At 71.0% G+C, this 16819-nt stretch carries 14 protein-coding genes; 8 read left to right on the top strand and 6 right to left on the bottom strand.

Annotated elements, in window-relative coordinates; translation table 11 throughout:
• Positions 1-134 precede the first annotated feature (134 nt).
• The 7 genes from C8E87_RS46305 to C8E87_RS08470 all read left to right on the top strand — a co-directional run bounded on the left by C8E87_RS46305 (position 135) and on the right by C8E87_RS08470 (position 8267).
• Entirely contained in the window at positions 135-1298 is a 1164-nt protein-coding gene (locus C8E87_RS46305; RefSeq protein WP_275409126.1) for an endonuclease domain-containing protein, read from the top strand.
• Positions 1285-1905, top strand: coding sequence for a hypothetical protein (locus C8E87_RS08495; RefSeq protein ID WP_133872574.1), 621 nt, complete (start codon positions 1285-1287; stop codon positions 1903-1905). The genes C8E87_RS46305 and C8E87_RS08495 overlap by 14 nt, the downstream gene beginning before the upstream one ends.
• Positions 1905-5426 (top strand): helicase HerA domain-containing protein, encoded by a 3522-nt coding sequence (locus C8E87_RS45385; protein ID WP_239080498.1) that lies wholly within the window; start codon positions 1905-1907, stop codon positions 5424-5426. Before C8E87_RS08495 ends, C8E87_RS45385 begins: the two co-directional genes overlap by 1 nt.
• A 103-nt stretch (positions 5427-5529) precedes the next feature.
• Positions 5530-6120 carry a class I SAM-dependent methyltransferase gene (locus C8E87_RS08485; protein WP_133872573.1) on the top strand — a complete coding sequence of 197 codons (591 nt, stop codon included), beginning with the start codon at positions 5530-5532 and terminating at the stop codon, positions 6118-6120.
• A 24-nt stretch (positions 6121-6144) separates the two neighbouring features.
• Positions 6145-6669 carry a hypothetical protein gene (locus tag C8E87_RS08480; protein WP_133872572.1) on the top strand — a complete coding sequence of 175 codons (525 nt, stop codon included), beginning with the start codon at positions 6145-6147 and terminating at the stop codon, positions 6667-6669.
• Complete coding sequence (locus C8E87_RS08475; RefSeq protein WP_133872571.1) at positions 6669-6989, top strand: hypothetical protein; 321 nt, start codon at positions 6669-6671, stop codon at positions 6987-6989. The genes C8E87_RS08480 and C8E87_RS08475 overlap by 1 nt, the downstream gene beginning before the upstream one ends.
• An 84-nt stretch (positions 6990-7073) precedes the next feature.
• Complete coding sequence (locus tag C8E87_RS08470; RefSeq protein ID WP_133872570.1) at positions 7074-8267, top strand: DUF1996 domain-containing protein; 1194 nt, start codon at positions 7074-7076, stop codon at positions 8265-8267.
• On the opposite strand, the gene C8E87_RS08465 is transcribed toward C8E87_RS08470, so the two are convergent.
• Genes C8E87_RS08465 through C8E87_RS08455 form a run of 3 tightly spaced genes read right to left on the bottom strand, consistent with a single transcriptional unit; the run spans position 8258 to position 11660 of the window.
• Entirely contained in the window at positions 8258-9745 is a 1488-nt protein-coding gene (locus tag C8E87_RS08465) for an acyl-CoA synthetase (protein WP_133872569.1), read from the bottom strand. The genes C8E87_RS08470 and C8E87_RS08465 overlap by 10 nt on opposite strands.
• Positions 9746-9748: 3 nt before the next feature.
• The gene (locus C8E87_RS08460) at positions 9749-10876 is read right to left on the bottom strand and encodes a DUF5938 domain-containing protein (protein WP_133872568.1); all 1128 of its coding nucleotides are present in this window, start codon (positions 10874-10876) and stop codon (positions 9749-9751) included.
• Between the two features lies 1 nt (position 10877).
• On the bottom strand, positions 10878-11660 hold the full coding sequence (locus C8E87_RS08455) for an SDR family NAD(P)-dependent oxidoreductase (protein ID WP_133872567.1): 783 nt from the start codon (positions 11658-11660) through the stop codon (positions 10878-10880).
• A 103-nt stretch (positions 11661-11763) separates the two neighbouring features.
• Between C8E87_RS08455 and C8E87_RS08450 the strand changes: the two genes are divergently transcribed.
• Entirely contained in the window at positions 11764-12369 is a 606-nt protein-coding gene (locus C8E87_RS08450) for a TetR/AcrR family transcriptional regulator (RefSeq protein ID WP_133872566.1), read from the top strand.
• Here the strand turns inward: C8E87_RS08450 and C8E87_RS46785 are convergent.
• The 3 genes from C8E87_RS46785 to C8E87_RS08440 all read right to left on the bottom strand — a co-directional run bounded on the left by C8E87_RS46785 (position 12299) and on the right by C8E87_RS08440 (position 16819).
• The gene (locus C8E87_RS46785; protein WP_369076866.1) at positions 12299-12673 is read right to left on the bottom strand and encodes a CATRA system-associated protein; all 375 of its coding nucleotides are present in this window, start codon (positions 12671-12673) and stop codon (positions 12299-12301) included. The two genes, C8E87_RS08450 and C8E87_RS46785, sit on opposite strands and share 71 nt — an antisense overlap.
• A 106-nt stretch (positions 12674-12779) precedes the next feature.
• Complete coding sequence (locus C8E87_RS08445; protein WP_133872565.1) at positions 12780-14369, bottom strand: TRAFAC clade GTPase domain-containing protein; 1590 nt, start codon at positions 14367-14369, stop codon at positions 12780-12782.
• Positions 14369-16819, bottom strand: coding sequence for a GTPase-associated protein 1-related protein (locus C8E87_RS08440; protein ID WP_133872564.1), 2451 nt, complete (start codon positions 16817-16819; stop codon positions 14369-14371). The genes C8E87_RS08445 and C8E87_RS08440 overlap by 1 nt, the downstream gene beginning before the upstream one ends.

Here is a 16819-nt window from a genome sequence, read left to right as displayed (position 1 = left end):
ATCGGCCGTTCGGCGAGAAAAGGGTCACGCGCGTGTCAATGGCGGTTCGAAGATCGTATTCGTAGGCTGTTGCGGGGATGTCGGGGTGCGGTGGTGAGAGGGCTGAGAACACTGACCGCGGAATGTGCGCAGACATGACCGTCGCGGATGTTCCGCTTGATCGGGTTGTCTCGGTAGTGGGCGTGGGTGTGGATGATCTCGCGCGGGCGGTGGCCGGCGATCATGATGGTCTCGCGCCGATTGTGGGCCGTGTGTCCGGCGGATGCGCCACGCCGGGGGAGTTCGCTGCGGCGGCGGTCGATGAACTCGAGCGGGCAGCTGTGGAATTGCTGCCGGCCTGGCTTCCCGAAGCAAGCGCGGCACGACCCGACGTGGGCGGCCTCGCCGCGGCCCGGCTGCTCGCTGCCGAGATGGCGAACAAGAGCCGCTTCTCCCGGACGTTCCTGACTGATCTCGCCGTGCTCGCGCTGACCGGCCGCCGGTCGTCCACGCCGCCGCCGTTGCGGATCCGGGCGCGGGAACTGGCCCGCCTGGTCGCCGAAGCCTTCGGACGCCGTCGCACGGTGTTGCTGGTTGACGTGACGCTCGGTCAGGCCACGGAGGGTCTCATCACTGACCGCCGCGATTCGGTGGTCGCCGGTGCCGAGTGGCTGGTGCACAACGGAGGCCCGGCTGTGTGGCTGCTCGGTGCCGCCGGCGATCGTGTCCCCGTGGCGCGACCCGCAATCGCCACGTCCGCCCGTGGCAGCGCCGATCGCGGCTGGCAAAGTTCCGCTGACGCGCAGTGCCAGTCGGATGGCGGGAGCGTGGCCGAGCCGGGCCGGTGGGGCGCGGGCAGCGACGTGGGCGTGGCTGGGCCGGGTGGGTCGGGCGCCGGGAGCGTCGCGGGCGTGGCTGGGCCGGGTGCTGGGAGCGGTGCTGATCGGGGGCGGCCGCATCCGGCGAGTGCGGCGGAGGCTGCCCTTGAGGCCGCGCTGGCCGTGGAACCGTGGGCGGCCGGGCGGCGCTGGAACCAGGACTATCGCACGAACGAGCTCACCCCGCCCGTACGGCTGGATCTGCTCTGGCCGCAGGAACGGTGCGTGGTCGAGATCGACGGACCCGAGCATTGCCACCCCGTACGGTTCGAAGCGGACCGCCGCCGGGATGTGCAGCTTCAGCTGGACGGTTATGCCGTTCTTCGCTTCACCAACGCCCGTATCACCCATGACCTCGGCGCCGTGGTGCATCAGATCGGCACGTACGTGCGTGCCCGGCGCCGTGACCACGCGGAAGGATCCCACCATGGCCGGCGATGACCTGACCCCCTCCGAGGCCGCGATCCTCGTGGTGCTGATGGTGGAGGCCCGCGAGGTGCTCAACACCGAGCTGCGGGACAGGTACGGGCTCGACGTGCGCAAGCCGACCCGCGTCAAGCTGGAGCGGCTGCACTACGTCGCCAGCCGCAAGAGCGGGCGCACCACCGCGCTGCAGCTCGACGACAAGGGCTGGGTCCGGATGCAGAGCGACCTGAACTTCAAAGGGGGCGGCGCGCTCGGCGCGGCGCTCACCGCGTTGCACACCCAGCTCCGGGAAAGGATCGTCGAACGCAGCGGCGCCGCCAACCTCACCGAGCTTTTCGCCCGTACGGAGATGCGCGCCCCCTCCGATCTCAACGCGCGCGTCCTCAGCGCCGTCCAGGCCCTGGCCGCGAAGAGCGGTGACTGGGTGAGCCTGCGGCGGCTGCGCCCGTTCTTCGCCGACGTGCCGCGCGAGCAGCTCGACGAGGCGTTGCGGCAGCTCAGCGACAGCGGCGCCGTCACGATCGTCCCCGAGTCGAACCAGAGGACCCTCACCGCGGCCGACCACGAGGCTGCCCTGCGGCTCGGCGGGCAGGACAACCATCTGCTGGCGGTCGGGGTGTGATGGACGACGAGCAGCGGGCGGCGCTCAAGGCGTTGCGCTTCAACTGGGCGCCGGTTCCCGACGACATCTGGCGGCCGCTGCCGTTCCACGTCGACGGCCTGCACGTGCCGGTGCTGCGCGAGATCTCGGACGGGTTCGCCGAGGCCGCGCAGAGCCGCGACGCCAGCCCGGTCGGCCTGGTCGTGCAGGGGCAGCGGGGTTCCGGCAAGACGCATCTGCTCGGCTGGGTGCGGCAACAGGTGCAGGCCCGCGACGGCTACTTCTTCCTGGTCAGCCTGCTCGACGCGGGAAGTTTCTGGGACAGCGTGCTGGCCGCGATGCTCGACGGGCTGGCCCGTCCCGTGCCCGGTGCCGGCCAGACCCAGCTCACCCTGTTGCTCCGCCGGTTGTCGGCGATGGTCGGCGCGCCGCGCAAAGCCCGCCGGGCGGTCATGGGGGAGACCGATCTGACCCGTGCCGACCTCGACGCGTTCATCGAGGGGCTCGGCGCGTTCGACCGGCAGGTGGCGCGGTCGAGCCAGGAGACGGCCCGGGCCTTGGCGCTGGCCGCCTCCGATGACGTTGCCCACCGTGACCTGGCCGAGAACTACTTCATCTCGGGCGAGGAGAACGTGCCGGGGGAGCGGCACGCCTGGGGGATGCGCCGGGCGCCACGTCAGGCGCAGCTGATCGTCCAGGACCTGTCGTGGCTGCTCGCGCTCACCGGCCCGTCGGTGATCGCCATCGACCAGATCGACACGCTGATCGCCCAGGTCGCCGTGCAGAGCGACCCGGCGCTGGCGGCGAGCGCCGTCGTCGACCCGGAGCAGGCGTTGATGCTCGCCCGGATGGCCGACGGCTTGATGACGTTGCGTCAGATCACCCGCCGTACGCTCACCGTGCTGGCCTGCATCCCGAACTCGTGGACGATCATCTCGACGGCGGCGGCCGACACGGTGGCCGACCGGTTCCGTCTGACGCCGCATCTGCAGCGCATCAACGACGACGACCTCGCGTGGGCGATCGTGGAGAAACGGTTCGGGTCGCGTTACCAGGAGATCGGGTTCACCCCGCCGTTTCCCACGTGGCCGGTGGCGCCGCAGGCGTTCGCGCGTGCCGGGCGGTACACCCCGCGGCAGCTGCTCAAAGAGATCGACCAGCACGTCCGGGCGTGCATAGACGACGACACCGTACGGCTTCTGGAACGGCTCGGCGATCCGGCGTCCCCGGCGGGACAACCATTACGCCGTACGGTCGTGGCCGGCCCGCGCGACGTCGATGGTCGCTCCGGTGTGGTCGGGCGCTCGGATGGGCGCGCCCTCTCCGGTGTGGTCGGGCGCTCCGATGCGCGCGGTCACTCCGATGTGCCCGGTCACTCCGATGTGGACGGCGGATCCGAAGTCGATGGCGGATCTGAAGTCGGTGGCGGCTCCGGCTTCGATGCCCGGTTCGACGAGCTGCGGAAGGCAGCCGACGTCGTCGCGCCGCTGGCTCGGGACACCGAGGACAAGCTGATGCCGTCGCTGCTGGCCGCCGGGCTCACCGCCTGGATCCTCGAACGGGGCGACGCCGGCGACGCTTTCAACGTGGACCCGCCGCCGAGCAACGATCCACCGTTGCACGCGCGGCTGCGGCTCACCCTCAACGAGCAGACCGAGGACCAGGCGCACTGGAGCTTCCGCGCGATCAGCGACCAGCATCACCCCACCGCGGCCCTCGCCCGCGTCCGTAAGGCGTCGGTGGCGGCGGCCGTGGATGCCGGCACGCCGAAGCGCCGGCTCTTCCTCCTGCGTAACGGAGCGTGGTCGGCGGGGGAGCAGACGCGGGCGGCCCTGCGAAAGCTGGAGGAGCAGGGCGGCGGGACGCTGCCGCTCAGCGAGGACGACCTGCGCACCCTCTCGGCGCTGCGGGTGATGTTGAGCGAGACCACGATGGACCTGCAGGGCTGGCTGACCGAACGCCGCCCGGCGCACGGGTTGTCCTTCCTGGCACACGCCTTGGGCGCCGCTGCGGGGGCGGGTGTTCCCGGCTCAGAGGTGGGCGTTCCCGCTTCGGGGGTGAGCGTTTCGGCCTCAGAGGTGGGCGTTCCCGCTTCGGGGGTGAGCGTCCCGGCCTCAGAGGTGGGCGTTCCCGCTTCGGGGGTGAGCGTCCCGGCCTCAGAGATGAGCGTCTTCGCATCGCACCAATCAGTGGCCGCATCGCACAGATCAGAGGCGAACGGCCTCCAGCCGAACAAGCCGGATATTTCTGACTTGGGTGGTGGTGGATCGGCGTCCGCGAGGGCAGAACCCGTGATCACCGGGTCGACCACCGCCGGGCCCGCCTTCACCGTCGGTTACGGGCATGAGGACGGTCACCCCGTACGGCTGGAACTTGAGGCGCTGCGAAAGCACGCGACCATCTTCGCCGGTTCCGGCTCGGGCAAGACGGTGCTGATCCGCCGCATCGTCGAGGAGTGCGCCCTGCAGGGCGTCTCGGCGATCGTGCTCGACCCCAACAACGACCTGGCCCGTCTCGGCGAGCCCTGGCCCGAACCGCCCGCGGCCTGGCGACCCGGCGACGAGGCGAAGGCCGCTGACTACCTTTCCCGTGCGGACGTGGTCGTCTGGACGCCGAGACGCGCAGCCGGCCGCCCCCTCACCTTCCAGCCGTTGCCCGACTTCCGCGGCGTACGGGATGATCCGGACGAGTTCGCCGAGGCGGTGGAGGCGGCCGTGGCGTCGCTCGCCCCACGGGCCGGGGTGACCGGCAAGACCACGAAGGCGCAGCTGGGGCTGGCCGTGTTGCGTACCGCGGTGGAGCATTACGGACGGCGCGGGGGAAGCCGCCTCAGGGGATTGATCGATACGCTGAGTGGCCTTCCCGACGGGTTGATCGACATCGACGGCGCCGACAAGATCGCGCTCGGGCTGGCTCAGACGCTGACCGCGGCCATGGTCAACGACCCGCTTTTCGGCGGCGAGGGCACCCCCATGGACCCTGGTCGCCTGCTCACCCCGGAGCCGGGCAAGCAGGCCCGGGTCTCGGTGATCAGCCTGGTCGGCCTGCCCTCGGACGAGGCCCGGCAAGGTTTCGTCAACCAGCTGCAGATGGCGCTGTTCGCCTGGATCAAGAGGAACCCGGCCGGCGACCGCCCGCTGCTGGGGCTGCTGATCATGGATGAGGCGCAGACGTTCGCGCCGTCCGGCTCCATGACCGCCTGCACGCAGAGCACGCTGGTGCTGGCCGCGCAGGCCCGCAAGTACGGCCTCGGCCTGATCTTCGCCACCCAGGCGCCGAAGAACCTGCACAACCGCATCCCCGGCAACGCCGCGACCCAGCTGTACGGCCTGATGAACAGCCCCATCCAGATCGAGGCGGCCCGCGACATGGCCAAGGCGAAGGGCGGCGACGTCCCGGACATCTCCCGCCTGACCACGGGCGAGTTCTACCTGGCCGCCGAGGGGGCAGCACCCCGCAAGATCCGTACGCCGTTGTCGCTGACCCACCACCCGCGCAGCCCGCTGACCGTGGAGGAGGTGGTCGAACGGGCCCGCCGCTGAAGCGATCAGGATTCACGAAGCGGGGGTTCGTAGGCGCTCACATCCGAGGTGGAGCGGCGGATTGCCGACCTGGTGAAGCGGGCCGCCGGTTAGCATCGGGGCGATGACTGATGAGAACGGCTGGCTCAGACTTCTCGGCGAGAACCCGGGCCACTCCCAGTGGTACATCGACCGTTTCCGGAAGCTGGCCGAGTCCGGCGCCGACCTCGACGGCGAGGCGCGGCTGGCCGACGCGATGGCGCCGCGCGGCTCCCGGATCCTGGACGCCGGCTGCGGCACCGGCCGAGTCGGGGGTTACCTCGCCGCGGCCGGCCACGACGTCGTCGGCGTCGACCTCGACCCGAAGCTGATCGAGGCGGCCCGCGCCGACCACCCGAAGGCCGAATGGCTGGTCGGCGACCTGAGCGAGCTCGACCTGCCCGGCGCCTTCGACCTGATCGTCTGCGCCGGCAACGTCATGACCTTCGTGGCCCCCAGCACCCGCGTCGAAATCCTCCGCCGAGCCGCACGCCACCTACGCGACGGCGCCCGTTTCGTCGCCGGTTTCGGCGCGGGCCGCGGCTACCCCTTCGACGACTTCCTGGCCGACGCGGCCACGGCCGCCCTGACCCCCGACCTCCTGCTGGGCACCTGGGACCTGCACCCCTTCACACGAGAGTCCGACTTCCTGGTCGCCGTCCTCCGCGCGGCGTAGCGGGGCTTCCTTACCCTCGGGCGGGTGGGCAGACCCACCGGACATCCGCACAAGCCGACCACCCCGCGGCCACGTGTCACCGACATCGCCGCGGGCCAGGCCTCCGTGGGCGAGGCCGCCCGGGCGGGCCGAGCGGGTGGCCAGGGCGCTCGAGGCCTGTTCCGGGAGGGCGACGGCATCGTCCGGAACGGCGCAAAGATCCTGATGAGCCGGGAGAACGTCCTCGCCATAGCGGAGAAGTACGGATTGGACATGCACGGGGTCCGGTTCTCGCTGGACAAGAACCGCCGCGGCTCGGGCCCGGGGCGGGAGTTCTATGGTGTGACGATGCCCGACGGTGAGATCAAGCTGGCTCGCGACGCCTTCATGAACGAGGAACAGTTGGCTCGCACGTTGGCGCACGAACGCTTCCACTTGGACGAATTGCGCAACGGTCATGAGTTCCCCTGGGACGAGGCGGGTCGCGCGGCTTATGAGAGCCGGGCCTACGCCTATGAGGAACGGTGGTGGCAGGCGCACAAACATCTGCTCGAGGCGGGGTCGGACTGATGGCGATGACGGAGTCGCAGCAGCGGTGGGAGGCGTGGTTCGATGCCTTCACCCGGATTCGCGATGCCTGGCCGGAGCGGGTAGAGCCGCCCTGCCCGGACGGCGACGGCGGGCGGCTGCACATCACGTACACAGGAAGCCCCGAGAGCCGGATCGGTTTCGCGACTCTGTGGTGCGATGCGGCGCACGACGGCATTTTCCTGTCACGCGTCGGCATTCCCGAGGACGCGGAGATGCTGTCGTTCGACGCGACACCCGAGGAGAGAGCGGCCGTCATCCCCGAGATCAGGTTGATCCCCCCGGACCCGTACGACGGTTAGTCGGCGTCGAAGTTTTGGTTATCGGTCGGTGGGGCGGCCGTCTCCTCATCCGGTGATCGAGAAACCTCGGGTGAGGAGCGGCCAATGTCGGATCCGACGGAAATGTTCGGTAGGGGTGTGCCGCAGGCTCGTCATCGGCGTCGACCCCGGCGGGTCGCGGTGGTGCTCCTCGCGGGGGTTGCGGTGATGGCCGTCGCCGGCTCGGCGGTGGCTGTGTCGCTGGTCGGCGGCAACGCGAAGGACACGCCGGCACCCGCGCTCGCAGGCGCCAGTGCCGCAGGTCCCAGCGCCGCGAGCCCGGATGTTCCGAATCCGGGCGCCGGGCCGAGCAGGAAGGTCACGGCCCTACCGTCTCCCGGGGCCACCCCGGTCAAGCCGGTCGCGGCGCCGCGGGCGGGCTGGGTCCCGGTTGATCGAGCCGCGTGGCAGAAGCAGGTCGCCACGTACCAGGCGCGCAAGGTCGACCCCGTGCCGGCCGGTGTCGGGGATCTGCCGGAGTTCCGGGCCGACTGCGAATTCAGCCACCGCCGCGCGGATGATCCGATTGTGTTTCCGGGGCTGCCGGGCGCCTCGCACATGCACTCGTTCCACGGCAACAAGGGACTCGACGCGGGAACCACGGCCGGCGACCTGATGAAGTTCACCGCGAGCACCTGCAAACCGGCGCAGGACCATTCGGCGTACTGGGTCCCGACTCTTTACGACAACGCGACCGGGGCGCCGGTCGAGACCACGGGTTTCCGCGTCTATTACCGTTCGCTGCGCCGGGACTCGTCGGACGTGATGCCGATGCCGAACGGCCTGCGCCTGATCGCCGGCGACGCCAAGAAGAAGGTGCCCACCCCGCGCGGCGCCCAAGGCCAGTTCTATTGCGCCTTCTACGGCCCCGGCGACCTCGACGGCGTCGCCCGCAGCACGAACGGCAACTGGCCCATCTGTGGCAAGCCCGCCACCCTGCATTTCATGCTGCAGTTCCCGGACTGCTGGGACGGCAAGCACCTCGACAGCCCCAGCCACAAGGACCACGTCGCGTACGGGGATGAGAAGCGCTGCCCGTCCACGCATCCGGTACGCATCCCGGCCATCACCTTCGACATCCAGTACGGGGTCAAGGGCACGCGCGCGGGTTATTACCTGTCCTCCGATCCGCAGGGCAAAAGCGCCTCCTCCATGCATGGCGACGCCTTTGTGATGTGGGACGCCGACGCCATGAACAAGCGGACCAAGAACTGCGTCCGGGAGCGCCGAACCTGCGACAACGACGGCTACTACAGCTGATCGGCGCCGCCGAGGCGGAAGCGGAGGTCGGCTTTGAGCACCTTGCCGACCTTCGAGCGGGGCAGTTCCTCCCAGATCTCGATCTGCTTGGGCGTCTTCACGCTGCCCAGGCGTTCCTTGACGAACGCGGCCACCTCGGCCTTGTCCACCGTCGCGCCCGGGCGGAGTTGCAGGACGGCCGTCACCCGTTCGCCCCACTTGTCGTCGGGCAGGCCGATCACCGCGCAGTCCTGCACGGCCGGGTGCTGCATCAGGGCCTGCTCCACCTCGGTCGAGTACACGTTGAAGCCTCCGGTGATGACCATGTCCTTGGCGCGGTCGACGATGAACAGGTAGTTCTCGTCGTCGAGGTAGCCGATGTCGCCGGTGTGGTGCCAGCCGTGGGCCGACGCGGCCGCGGTGGCGTCCGGGTCGCGGTGGTAGCCCCGCATCACCAGCGAACCCCGGCACACGATCTCGCCGGTGGCGCCCCGGGGCAGCAGCTCGCCGTCCGGGCCCATGATGGCGACGGTGACCAGCGGTGACGGGCGTCCGGCGGAGGAGAGCCGGGACACCGCCACGCTGCCGTCCGGCCCGTAATGGTCGGCCGGCGCCATGGTCGAGATCATCATCGGGGCCTCGGTCTGCCCGAACAGCTGCGCCATCGGGCCGATCCGGCGCAGCGCCTCCTCGAGCCGGGCCGCTGACATCGGCGCCGCCCCGTACCAGAAGCATCGCAGGGACGACAGGTCGGCGTCGTCCAGCGCCGGGTGCGCGAGAACCATGTAGATGAGCGTGGGCGGCAGGAAGGTGTGCGTCACCCGATGCTCGCCGATGAGCGCGACGAACTCGCCGACGTCGGGTTTGCGCATGATGACGATCTCGCCGCCCTTGGCCAGCACGGGGAAGCACAGCACCCCAGCGGCGTGGGTGAGCGGGGCCAGCGCCAGATAGACCGGCCTGTCCGGCCACGGGTAGCTCATCAGCGTGATCGCTGTCATCGCCTCCAGGTTGGCCCCGGTCAGCTCGACGCCCTTGGGCCGCCCGGTGGTGCCGCCGGTCCCGACGATCATGGCCAGGTCGTCCACGGCCGGCCGGTCGACGACGCCGCCGGCTTCCAGGCCGTCCACCTCGAGGCAGAGCAGCCCGTCGCTGATCCGGTCCACCAGCGGCGCGAACGCCTTCTGATAGAGCAGCACGGTGCAGCCGAACAGGTCGAGCAGCTCCTTGTTCTCGTACGCCTCGTTGCGCGGGTTGATCGGGCACCACACCGCGCCCGCCCGGCTGATCCCGAACACGCACGTGAACGCGGTCGGGTCGTTGCCGGAGAGCACCGCCACCCGGTCGCCGGGGGCGACGCCGTGCGACGCCAGCGCCGCCGCCACCCGCCGGCTGAGCTCCTGCACTTCCCCGTACGTGCGGGTCTGTCCCTCCGTGGTGAAGCAGGGCGCGTCCGGGTCGAGCGAGGCCCCCTTGTCGAGGTAGTCGACGAGCCGCATCCCTCAGCGCTCCACCGTGACCGTCGGCTCGCGCACCAGGCCGAAGCTCTCCAGCACCCCGAGCAGTTCCCGGTGCCCGAACGCCTGGCAGCCGGAGGCGAACCCGACCCGGCGCGGCGGCTGCTGCAGCAGGTGATAGGCCGCGTACGCCTGCATCAGGCCGGTCTGCTTGTAGTTGGAGTTGCCGTAGATGACGCAGTGCGCGCGGCCGAGCGGCCCGGAGGCGTGCACCGAGTCGACCGACTTGTTGAGCCGGGGGTTCTCGCGCGGCGGCATCACGTTCATGACCTGCGCGGCGGTGGCGGTCAGGGCCGCGTACCGCTCCTCGGGCCGCATGTCCTTGGTCGCTTCCACGGCCGCGGCGACGATCTGCGGCACGCCGTTCATCAGCGCCCGGTTGAACACGCCGCCGAGCACCTTGACGTTGGCGACCCGCGGATCGCGGCGGTACCAGACCGGGTGCGACGTGCCGCCCCACGGCAGCGCCAGCGCGAGCTCGTGCTGACCGGGCAGCACCAGCTGATACAGCCCGGCGTCGGGATCCCAGGCCTCGTACCGGTTCTGTTCGAGCCGGTGGGCGCCCGAGGTGGCCGCGTTGACCAGGATCGTCAGCGTGGACGCGATCGTCGGGCTGCCGCCCCAGAACACCGCGATGTCCAGCGTGTCCAGTCCCGGCTTCTCCAGGCACAGCTCGGCCGCGATCTCGCCGGTGGTGTACATCTGCGCGATGCCCGGCGCGAGCAGCAGACCGGCCGCGGCGAAGTCGGCGCCGTACTTCTCGTCGCAGGTGATCATCCAGTCCTGCTCACCGGTGGTGTCGAGGTAGTGCGTGCCCGCGGCCAGGCACGCCTCGGCGACCTCGGGCCCGTAGACGCTGAACGGCCCGACCGTGTTGCACACCACCGACGACCCGGCGAACAGCTCGGCCAGCGCCTTGGTGTCGTGGCCGACCTCGACCACCTCGTAGTCGGCGGTCTCGATGCCGGCCACGTTCTCGTGCATCGACTGCTTGAGCTTGGCCGCGTCGCGACCGGCGGCCACGAACGGGACGTTGTACTCGCGCAGGTATTCGCAGATCAGTCTGCCGGTGTAGCCGGAGGCGCCGTAGACGACGACGGGTTTGGCGGCCATGTCACATCCCCATTCCGCCGTCGACGGGCAGGCCCACGCCGTTGATGAACCGTGCCGCGTCGGAGGCCAGGAACACCACCGCGTCGGCCATGTCGCCGACCTCGCCCAGCCGCCCGCTCGGGGTCAGGTCGACAACCGCGCCGACCGCTTCCTCAGGGGAGCCGAACAGTCCGAGCCGCGCCACGTCGTTGGCCAGCCCCGCGCCCATGGCCGTCGGGACCAGACCGGGATAAATGCAATTGACCCGTACGCCGTAACCCAGCTTTCCGGATTCCATGGCGGCCACCCGGGTGAGGCGGTCGACGCCGGACTTGGTGGCCGAGTAGACGGCGATGCCGGGGAAGGCGATGGTCGCGGCGACCGAGGCGACGTTGACTACCACGCCGCTCCGCTGGGCGCGCATGGCCCGGAAGGCGTGCTTGATGCCGAGCGCCGTGCCGAGCAGGTTGACCTCGAGCTGTTTGCGGACGGCGGCCGGGTCGAGGTCGACGATCAGGCTGGTGATCTCGACGCCGGCGTTGTTGACGACGATGTCGAGCCCGCCCAGGATCCCGGTCGCCTGCTCGACGGCGGCCGCCCAGTTGTCGTCGTCGGTGACGTCGAGGTGCACGAACCCGTTCCCGTCGCCCAGCGATTCGGCGACCTTGGGGCCGAGCTCGTCCTGCAGGTCGGCGACGACGACGTGCGCTCCCGCGGCGACCAGGGCGCGGGCCATGCCTTCGCCCAGGCCTTGTGCGCCGCCGGTGACCAGCGCGCGCCGGCCGGTGAGATCGATCGGTGTCATGGGGGCCCCTTTTCCGCTCGCTTCCGAGAGACCTACATCACATGCCTGTCTTTGACAGTTGTCAAGAAAACTTTGGACGAGCGTCAAGCCGTAGGATGACCTCGTGCCCCCTGCGAGGTCCCGCCCGGCCGACAAGTTCGACCGCCGCCGCGACGAGCTGGCCGAGTCCGCGCTGCTGACCCTCGGCGAGCTGGGATATGCGCGCGCCAGCCTGCGCGAGATCGCCGGCAACTCCCCGTTCAGCCACGGGGTGGTCCACTACTACTTCTCCGACAAGACCGAGCTGGTCATCTACAGCGTCCGCCACTACAAGGCCCGCTGCGTGACCCGCTACGACGCCGTGGTCGCCGAGTCCACCACCCCCGGCGAGCTGGTCGAGGCCTTCGCGGCCAAGCTCGCCCAGACCATCCGCGACGAGGCCCCGATGCATCGCCTCTGGTACGACCTGCGCACCCAGAGCATGTTCGAGGAGTCCCTGCGCGAGGCGATCACCGAGATCGACGCCACCCTGGAAGCCATGATCTGGCGGGTGATCGACCGTTACGCCACCCTGGGTGACGCCCGGCCCGCGGTGACCCCGGCGGCCGCCTACGCCATGCTCGACGGCCTGTTCCACCAGGCGCTGCTGGCCTACACCATCACCGGTGAGGCTGTTCTCGACGGTCTGGCCGCTCAGGTCCGCGCGGTGCTTCCCCTGCTGGTGCGCTGAGCGTTTCCGGCGGCACGGCCGGCCTGCCGGACAAGGCGTGCACCAGGACGTTACGTCTGTCCAGGACGGGCTGGGGGATGCCGGTCGGTGGCGCCGCGCCGATCCGCGTGACCCGCACCGGACCGTGCGGGCTGAGATCGGCCACCGCCGCCTCGCACGCCTCGGTGTCCTGGCCGTGGCAGGCCTCCAGGAACTCGTCGAGGATCTCGGTGACCAGTTCCCACCTGTCCGGCGGCAGCGTCCACGTCGACATGTCCGTCAGGACGGTCAAAGCCTCCGTCGCATCCCACCGGGGCGGGGTCACGGTGTCGTCACCCAGACCAGCAGGATCCCGGCCGTCAGCACCGCCAGCACCCCGAGCGCCAGCCAGGTGCCGAACAGGCCCCGCCGCCATCGCCGATAGACGTCCATCAGACCCTCATCCCCTCACCGTCGAGGACCCAGGTGGCCAGGGTCTCGACGCTTGCGTGCACGGTGCGATCGGCGAGCGTGGCCGTGGTGAGGAAGAACCTCGCGGTCCCGAACTCGTGCTCCACCGACCGGACCAGCAGTCCCTGGTCGAGCGGTCCGGCCAGCCACTCGCGGATGGATCGGTCGTCGCCGACGTGTGCCGCGGCGAGCTCGGGCGCCACCAGGTCCGACTTGCTGACCGCCACGGCGAGCCGGAACTTGTGGGTGTCGATGTCGATCTGGTGCAGCGTCTGGACGGTCTCCTCGAGGACCTTGAGCGGCTCGCTGACCGCCCGCAGGGGTTCCAGCCGGCTGCGGCGGTCCTCGTCCAGCCCCTTCCAGAGCGCCGGCACCGACAGCGGGTCCAGCACGAACAGCAAGGTGCCCCCGCCGCGCAGATAGACCAGGTCACGGATGCCCTCGGCGCTCTGGAACGTCTCGCCGGCGGCGTCGAACATCTTGAGCACCACCCGGCTGCCGTTCCTCGAGAGCCGGAGGGAGACCGCGTGCTGGCTGGCCTTCGTGGTCTTGGTGACGCTGCCCCCGCGCGCCCGCAGGTCCGTCACGGTCCGCATCCAGGTGCGGCTGTAGTCGTCGACCGGCTCGGCCTGCCCCCGGGCCCGGTCCAGCAGGGAAACGGTGGCCAGGGCGACCGCGGCGAGCAGCTGGGTCTTGCCCGCCTGGGGCGAGCCGAAGACGGGAAGGATCAGTTCACGCGTACGCCCGGCGCCCTCCTCGAGCTCCTTCAGGCAGTGCGGGCACACCGCCTTCATCCGGTGGCTGCCCAGCATGAGCAGCGTGGGCATGTGGCGGCCGCAGCGGCAGGTCCGGTGGATCATCCCGTACTTGCCGGGGCGTACGTCGTGGTGGAGGACATCGCAGCCGGGGCACTTGTAGCTCGGGTACGGCACCCGTTCGTGGCACTGCTGGTTGGGGCAGGTGATCCGGCGGATGCGGCGTACGTAGAGCACGCCCGAGTCGGCGAGGCGCAGGGCGTACAGGAAGGCGATGGCGCCGGCCCAGAACAGGCCCAGCACGACCGCCTGCGCGGCCAGGGCCACCAGCAGCAGGAGCCCGGCCACCAGCGCGCCCAGGCCGATCGATACCAGCTGGGCGACACCGAGGACGGGGTTGCGCTTGTCCGCCGCGTCGTCCTCCGGCGGGTGGACGTGTCGTTTGAGGACGCGCCCGCCCTCGGCCTTGAAGCTCTCCTGTTGCCGGCGCAGCGCCACCGCGATGGTGTGCCGGACGTCGCGCCAGGCCTGGCCGAACAGGTACTGCACGTAGGCGGGTTCCCGGCGGCCGTCCCATTCGTACGCGGGCACCGGCGGCGACAGCTCCTGGGCGTCCTTGCCGATGCCGAGCGCCGCGGCAACCCCCCTCGTGTACGCCATGACGGACTTCCCCGCCTGGAGCACCGTTCCGAAACCGACGATGACGGGGAAGGCGACCACCCAGAAGCCGAGGCGCCAGTACTTGGCGGTGTCGCGGGGCGGCGGTGTGTACGTGTAGTAGGTGTAGTGACCCGGGTTGCGTCCGCTCGCTGCCATCAGAGACCCCGCCGTCCCGCTCCGGCGCTCTCGTCCGCGCCTCGTCCTGCCCCGAACAGACCGCGCATGCGGCCGAGGATCCCGGGTGGCTGCTGCCGCATCCAGCGGTCTATCCACGTGACGCTGGCGGGCCGGGCGTCCAGCGCGAGCACCTCGAGCAGCCGCTGCTGGGTGCGCCCGTTCCAGCGCCCGACGCTGCGCCGCAGCACGGCGTCCAGTTCGGCGACCGCGGCCCGGACCGGGGGCGCCGGGTTCATCCGGGCCACCGCGGCCAGCGTCAGCAACGCGGTCGCGGCGATCTCGAAGTCGATCGTCCGGCGGCTCAGCGACTTCGACAGCCCGGCGCAGTACGAGTGACGCACCCCCGGCAGGTCGACCAGCAGCCGGGCCCGGACCGAGGCGTAGAAGTCGTCGAAGCGGGCGGCCAGCACCGCCTCGATCAGGCGCTGCTCCGCGGCGTCGTGCTTCGCCGTCCACTTGCGGAACTCGGTGAGCGGGCCGCTGTGCTCCTTGCGTGCCTCGGCCAGACGGTCGATCCAGCCAGACAGCTCCGCCATGAGGTCGATCCGGGTCCGGGCGGGCCCGCCGAGGCGCGGGTAGAGGCCGGTCGGCCGCAAACCGAGACAGAACCGGGCGTACGCCTCGACGCCCTCCTCGTCCCCCTCGGCGAGAACGGTGTCCTCGATCCGCCGCGCCACGGCCGGGGCCTCCGTGCCCTCCTTGCCGAGCAGAGCCAGGATCCGGCGTGCTTGATCGAGCGTCCACGGCCGGTCGCCGAAGAGCAGGCCGAGCAACGCCTCGCCCGGCCCCTCGGCGGTGTCGAGCACAGCCGCCAGCCCGTCGACCGGGTCGCGCCGGCCGGCCCGGACCTCGGCCACCACGGCGGCCCGGCGCGTCCACGGCCCGGCCGAGCTCATCTGCGGGCCGAGCAGCTCGGCCAGCCCTTCCCCGAGAGCCCTCACGATGCGGTCGAGCTCGTCGGGTCCGACGGACTCCAGATACCGGGCGACGCCGGTGCGCAGCGGAGCGTTCCGGGCCAGCGCGTCGCGGAGCGGGCCGTCACCGGGGGCGTGCAGCACCGCCGGGCCGACGATCCGCTCGCCCGCCCGTTCCAGGGCCTCCTCGTCCAGGGACAGCCCGGCCGAGCCGGCCCACCCGGCCAGGGTCCCGATCACCGTGGCGGGCAGGCCCGGCAGGTCGGCCGCCAGCCACTGCTCGGCCCGGGCCCGCGCGCGGGCGGACGTCAGGCTCAGCTCCGGCGCGCTGGTCAGGCCGTCCGCGCGAACGGTCGCCGCGACGACGTCGACCGTCCTGACCTCGGCCGCCTCCAGCAGTTCGGCCGATCCGCAGCCGGTTGCGGCGGCGCCGAGATCGTGCAGGGCGCGCAGGCAGTCCTCGCCGTTCTCGGATGCGAGCAGCGCCAGCACGGCCCGCCCGACCTCCCGGACCGTGCCGGGTTCCAGCCGTTCCCCGTGCCGGGCCAGCCAGGCGGCCACCGCGGCCGGTTCGTCACGCGCGCTCTCCGGCCCGCTGGGCCAGGTCATCAGGGCGGCCGCGACGACCGGCAGCCAGTCGTCGAGGGACTGTTCGTCGCCGGCCGCTATCCGGGTGACGCGCGACCACGCCGCGTCCGACACGGCCGGTTCGAGCTCGGCCAGGATTCGGGCCAGCGGGTGCACGGCGACGTCGCTGACCCGGTCGGCGGCGAAGTCGAACAGGTGGTACGCGGTGAGCTCGTCGGCGCCGAGGTCGAGGCCGGCGTCCCCGGTCGAGCCGATCACGTCCATCCGGCTGTAGCGCGGGTCACCGTCGTACGTGGCGAACGACATCCGGGCGGCCGTGGGCGGGGGCAGCAGGTAGCTCAGCGTGGCGATCCACCGGGCCACCTCGTCGGAGTCGGCGCCCACGATGACCACCTTGCGCCGGTGGGTCCGTACGGTCTCGTCGGCCGCGGTCAGCAGCGCCGGCAGATGCCGTACGCCCGGATGCCCGCTGAGGAACGCGGCCACCTCGGCCCGGTCGATCGCGCCGGCCGGCGGCGGCCCCGCCAGCTCGGGCAACTCGGTTCCGTCGATCTCCTCGCAGGCCCAGAACGGCGCCCGCCACAGCTCGATCGGCAGCACCGGGCCCAGATCCGCCCCCGGGTCCCGGCTGACCAAAGTGTGCGCGAAATAGTTGCCCGGGCGCCGGGAGTAGTCCGTGCCGACGTAGACGACGTTCGACAACAGGGCGACGGGGCCTGGCCGGAAGCACAGGTTCACCGGCGCCCGGCGGATGTTCTCCGCGCTGGGCGTGAGCGTGAGCGCGCGGGGTGGCTGGTACGACGTGAGCGCCTCGGCGTCGCGCAGCACGTCCGGCCCGAGGCCCGGGCTCACGGCGTGGAACTGGAAGCCCGGCGCGCCGGACAGCCCCCGGCGGCAGGAGGTGTAGTACATCTGACCGAACGCCAT

The sequence above is a fragment of the Paractinoplanes brasiliensis genome, from assembly GCF_004362215.1.
GTDB lineage: Bacteria > Actinomycetota > Actinomycetes > Mycobacteriales > Micromonosporaceae > Actinoplanes > Actinoplanes brasiliensis.
Note: the sequence above shows the minus strand (reverse complement) of the source record. Positions and strands in the feature narration are given on the sequence as shown.